The organism is Pseudoroseomonas cervicalis ATCC 49957 (assembly GCF_000164635.1).
Taxonomy (GTDB): domain Bacteria; phylum Pseudomonadota; class Alphaproteobacteria; order Acetobacterales; family Acetobacteraceae; genus Pseudoroseomonas; species Pseudoroseomonas cervicalis.
Map to the genome: position 1 here is coordinate 559,076 of NZ_GG770778.1, position 3,987 is coordinate 563,062.

The window sequence follows — 3,987 nt, forward strand, 5'->3', positions numbered from 1 at the left end:
CGCTGCCGGGCCTCAGCCCGGCGGGGCCGGCCAGTCGCCGCGGCCGAAGCGCTGCACTTCCAGCAGATAGCCGGCCGGGTCGCGGAAGAAGAAATGCTCCACGCCGTAGGTCTCCGACCAGGCGGGCGCCTCGCCCACCGCGACGCCGCGCGCCTTCAGCGCGGCATGGCAGGCGGCGACCTGCTCGGTGACGAAGGTGACGACCACGCCGCCCTCGACGCGCGGATTCTCCGCCGCGCGCTCGGCGCGGGCGCGGCAGACGCCGAGATAGGCGCGGCCGCCCGCCACCTCGTAGATGCGGCAGCTGCCCTGGTCCTGCGCCAGCGGCAGCTCCAGCACGGTCTCGTAGAAGTGCCAGCTCGCCTCGGGCGCGCTGGCGTAGAGGAAGGTGATCTGCTGGCCGAGGCCGGGGAGGGGTGTTGGCATGCCGCCATGCTGCCGCACCCCGCCCGCCCTGGCCAGCGCCGCCCGAGGAGTCGCGCATGAAGCCAGCCATCCCCGTCCGCCAGCCGCTCTGGGTGAAGGAATTCAAGTCCTTCATCATGCGCGGCAATGTCGTCGACCTGGCGGTGGGCATCGTCATCGGCGCCGCCTTCACGGGCATCGTCAACTCGCTGGTGCAGGACCTGATCAACCCGCTGATCGGCGTGCTGATCGGCGGGGTGGATTTCTCCAACGTCTTCGTGGTGCTGAGCGGCGAGCGCGGCCCCTCGCTGGAGGCGACGCGGCAATCGGGGGCGGCGGTGCTGGCGCTCGGCCAGTTCATCAACGCCATCATCCGCTTCCTGATCGTCGCCATGGCGATCTTCTGGCTGCTGCGGGTGCTGACCCGGCTGCATCTCCGCCAGAGGGAGGAGGCCAAGCCGGCCGGCCCGACGCCGCAGGAAAAGCTGCTGGCCGAGATCCGCGACCTGCTGCGCGAGGGCGTCCCGGCCACGCCCGCCACCCCGCCCGCCCCGCCGCCCTCTGGCCCGGCCACCCTGCCGCGCGGCTGAGGCGGCGCCTCGCGGCGGGGCCTTGGCGGTCGCCGCCGCCCGCTGGCGATGCTAAAGGGAGCCCATGCGCTTCAACCATCCCCCCTCCCTCGAGGACCTGCAGGACATGGCCGAGACCGCCTTCGCGGCGATCCCGGCCGAACTGCGACAGGCCGTGCGCGGCGCCGCCATCCTGGTGGAGGAGGTGCCCGACGAGGAGACGCTGGAGGCGCTCGACCTGCAGCACCCCTGGGAGCTGACCGGCCTGTATCGCGGCACGCCGCTGACCGAGAAGAGCCATCTCGGCGTGCCGGTCGAGCCGGACATGATCCTGCTCTACCGCGAGCCGATCCTGGTCGAGTGGATCGAGACCGGCGAGGATCTGTTCCGCCTGGTCCGCAACGTGCTGATCCACGAGATCGGCCATCATTTCGGCTTCTCGGACGATGACATCGCCCGGCTGGAGGGCGAGGGCTAATCTGGCCCCGCCCTGCCGCAGCCGGAACGATTCGCATGCCGCCGCCGATGACCATGGATGCCCGCTTCTACCTGTCTTCCCTGGTGGAGCGGGTGCTGCACGGGGAGGAGGCGCATTTCCAGCGCGAGGACGCGCTGGAGCTGCTGCGCCTGCTGCCGCCGCCGCCGCTGTGGCGGCGCATCCGCCTGCCCCTGCATGTCCAGGTGCGGGGCTCCGTCACCGGCAGCGAGGCGCGCGGCAGCGCCGCGGGCGTCGGCTCCGTCTCGGTGCAGGAGGGCGAGCGCAGCTTCCAGTATGACAGCGCGGCGCGGCGCACGGTGCGCGTCGGGCAGTGGAAGCTGCGGCACCGGGCCAGCCTGCGGGGCGGCCTGAGCGGCCGGGAGACGCTGGTCATCCAGCGCATGATGTCCGACGATTTCGACGAGGAAACCGCGCTGCTGCGCTACCAGGATGGCGAGCCGGTCGGCCTGTTCATCCAGGACGTGCGTTACATGCCGTTCTTCGGAGTCACGCTCGGCTTCCCGGTGGACCGCCCCTGGAAGCTGCCGCGCTGAGCCGCCGGGATCAGCCCTCGCGCAGCGCCGCCGCCACCTCCTGCCGCAGCGCCGGCAGCACCTCCGCCGCGAACCAGGGGCGCGAGGCCGCCCAGGTGCGGGTGCGCCAGGAGGGGTGCGGCAGCGGAAAGATCCTTTCGGGCAGATGCGCCCGGAAGCCCTGCACCGTGGCGCCGAGGTCGCGCGCCGCCGCCGCGCCCAGCCGGCCGGCGATGGCGTGGCGGCCGAGCAGCAGGGTCAGCCGGATGCCGGTCATCGGCGGGCCGAGGCGCGGCTGCCAGAGCGGCGCGCATTCCGGCCGCGGCGGCGCGTCGCCGCCACGCGGCAGCCGGCCCGGATAGCACAGCCCCATCGGCAGGATCGCCAGCGTCTCGGCATAGAAGCCGGCGCGGTCGAGCCCCAGCCAGTCGCGCAGCCGGTCGCCCGCCTTGTCGTTCCAGGGGATGCCGGTGAGGTGCGCCTGCGTGCCCGGCGCCTGGCTGATGATCAGCAGCCGCGCCGCCGGGCTGACGCGGAAGATCGGCTTCGGCCCCAGCGGCAGATGCGGCGCGCAGAGCGTGCAGCGCCGCGCCTCGGCCGCCAGCGCGTCGAGATTCTCTGTCAGTGCCATCGCGCCACAAGGCGCGTCACGGCCAGCGCGCCAGCAGGCGCTCCACCGCCGCCGGCACGATCTCGGTGGCCGGCCCGTGCTCGGCATGGTCGAACAGATGGCTGCCCAGGCTCGGCTCCAGGTTCAGCTCCAGCGTCTCCGCCCGGCCGCGCAGCGCGGCGACGAAGCCGGCCGCCGGATAGACCTAGCCGGAGGTGCCAACCGAAAGAAACAGCCCGCAGCGCGCCATCGCCGCCTCGATCCGGTCGAGGCCGAGCGGCGTCTCGCCGAACCACACCACATGCGGCCGCATCCCGCCCGCAACGCCGCAGGCGGGGCAGGGGGTGGCGGTGGAGAGGTCCGCCTCCCAGGGATGCACGGCGCCGCAGCGCAGGCAGCGGGCCTTGCGCAGCTCGCCATGCATCGGCAGCAGCCGGGCGGCGGCCATGCCCGGCATGGCGCGGGCGTGCAGGTCGTCGACATTCTGCGTCACCAGCAGCGCCTCGCCCGGCCATGCGGCGACCAGCCGGGCCAGCGCGTGATGCGCCGCGTTGGGCCGCACCGCCGGGTCGCGCAGCTGGGCGCGGCGGGCATTGTAGAATTCGTGCACCCGCGCCGGGTCGCGGGCGAAGGCCTCGGGCGTCGCCACGTCTTCGATGCGGTGGCGGGCCCAGAGGCCATTCGGGTCGCGGAAGGTGGCCAGGCCGGATTCGGCGGAGATGCCGGCGCCGGTCAGCACGATCAGGGCAGGGGCGGACATGCGCCCAGCCTTCCCGCGCGGCGCCGGCGCGGTCAAGCGGGGGCGGGGCCTTGCCCGCCCCCGCACCCTCAGTGCTGGTGGCCGCCGGCCGGGGCGTTGCGCGGGCGGTAGCCGGCGGCTTCCACCGCCAGCTCCACCTGGATCTCGCCGCCGCGCTCGAACACCAGGGTGACGGGCACGCGCTGGCCCTGCACCAGCGCCTCGGACAGGCCGATCAGCATCAGGTGGTAGCCGCCCGGGGCCAGCGCGACCTCCTGGCCGGGTGGCAGGACGATGCCGCCCTCCACGGGGCGCATGCGCATCACGCCGCCCTCGTGCAGATGGGTGTGGATCTCGACGGTGCGGGCGATGGCGGCGCGGGCGGCGACCAGCCGGTCCGGCTGGCTGCCGGTGTTGCGCAGCGTCATGAAGCCGGCGCCGGTGCCGCGCGGCGGGGCGGCGCGGCTCCAGGGATGGCCGATCTCGACATCGCCGGCCTTGTAGCTGTGCGCGCTCGCGCGGCGCGCCAGCGGCGGCAGGGCGAGCAGGGAGAGGGCGCCCGGCAGGGCGCGGAGCAGGAGGCGGCGGTTCAGCATGGTCTGACGGTCCAGGGTCGGGGCCGGCGCGCGGCGCGGCCCGCGGAAGACGGGAAA

At 74.0% G+C, this 3,987-nt stretch carries 7 protein-coding genes; 3 read left to right on the forward strand and 4 right to left on the reverse strand.

The window, feature by feature from the left end:
• Positions 1-12: 12 nt before the first annotated feature.
• The gene (locus HMPREF0731_RS09690) at positions 13-426 is read right to left on the reverse strand and encodes a VOC family protein (protein WP_007003928.1); all 414 of its coding nucleotides are present in this window, start codon (positions 424-426) and stop codon (positions 13-15) included.
• A gap of 56 nt (positions 427-482) precedes the next feature.
• On the opposite strand from HMPREF0731_RS09690, the gene mscL reads away from it, so the two are divergent.
• From mscL to HMPREF0731_RS09705, 3 genes are all read left to right on the forward strand, one after another.
• Positions 483-995: a large conductance mechanosensitive channel protein MscL gene (gene mscL / locus HMPREF0731_RS09695; RefSeq protein WP_007003929.1), complete on the forward strand. Its 513-nt coding sequence runs from the start codon at positions 483-485 to the stop codon at positions 993-995.
• Between the two features lie 64 nt (positions 996-1,059).
• A complete protein-coding gene (locus tag HMPREF0731_RS09700) occupies positions 1,060-1,452 on the forward strand; it encodes a metallopeptidase family protein (protein ID WP_007003930.1) in 393 nt (130 codons plus the stop codon).
• Between the two features lie 35 nt (positions 1,453-1,487).
• Complete coding sequence (locus HMPREF0731_RS09705; protein WP_040612632.1) at positions 1,488-2,006, forward strand: hypothetical protein; 519 nt, start codon at positions 1,488-1,490, stop codon at positions 2,004-2,006.
• Between the two features lie 10 nt (positions 2,007-2,016).
• Here the strand turns inward: HMPREF0731_RS09705 and HMPREF0731_RS09710 are convergent, their stop codons facing one another.
• The 3 genes from HMPREF0731_RS09710 to HMPREF0731_RS09720 form a co-directional block, all read right to left on the reverse strand.
• Positions 2,017-2,616 (reverse strand): uracil-DNA glycosylase family protein, encoded by a 600-nt coding sequence (locus tag HMPREF0731_RS09710; protein WP_007003932.1) that lies wholly within the window; start codon positions 2,614-2,616, stop codon positions 2,017-2,019.
• 184 nt (positions 2,617-2,800) lie between these two features.
• The gene (locus HMPREF0731_RS09715; protein WP_007003934.1) at positions 2,801-3,355 is read right to left on the reverse strand and encodes a Sir2 family NAD-dependent protein deacetylase; all 555 of its coding nucleotides are present in this window, start codon (positions 3,353-3,355) and stop codon (positions 2,801-2,803) included.
• 68 nt (positions 3,356-3,423) lie between these two features.
• The coding region (locus HMPREF0731_RS09720) for a copper chaperone PCu(A)C (RefSeq protein WP_007003935.1) at positions 3,424-3,987 on the reverse strand (564 nt) is incomplete at its 5' end.

Bases quoted from the DNA above. Each gene is read 5' to 3' on its own strand.
- HMPREF0731_RS09690 (WP_007003928.1), bottom strand. From the start codon at position 426: ATGCCAACACCCCTCCCCGGCCTCGGCCAGCAGATCACCTTCCTCTAC.
- mscL (WP_007003929.1), top strand. From the start codon at position 483: ATGAAGCCAGCCATCCCCGTCCGCCAGCCGCTCTGGGTGAAGGAATTC.
- HMPREF0731_RS09700 (WP_007003930.1), top strand. From the start codon at position 1,060: ATGCGCTTCAACCATCCCCCCTCCCTCGAGGACCTGCAGGACATGGCC.
- HMPREF0731_RS09705 (WP_040612632.1), top strand. From the start codon at position 1,488: ATGCCGCCGCCGATGACCATGGATGCCCGCTTCTACCTGTCTTCCCTG.
- HMPREF0731_RS09710 (WP_007003932.1), bottom strand. From the start codon at position 2,616: ATGGCACTGACAGAGAATCTCGACGCGCTGGCGGCCGAGGCGCGGCGC.
- HMPREF0731_RS09715 (WP_007003934.1), bottom strand. From the start codon at position 3,355: ATGTCCGCCCCTGCCCTGATCGTGCTGACCGGCGCCGGCATCTCCGCC.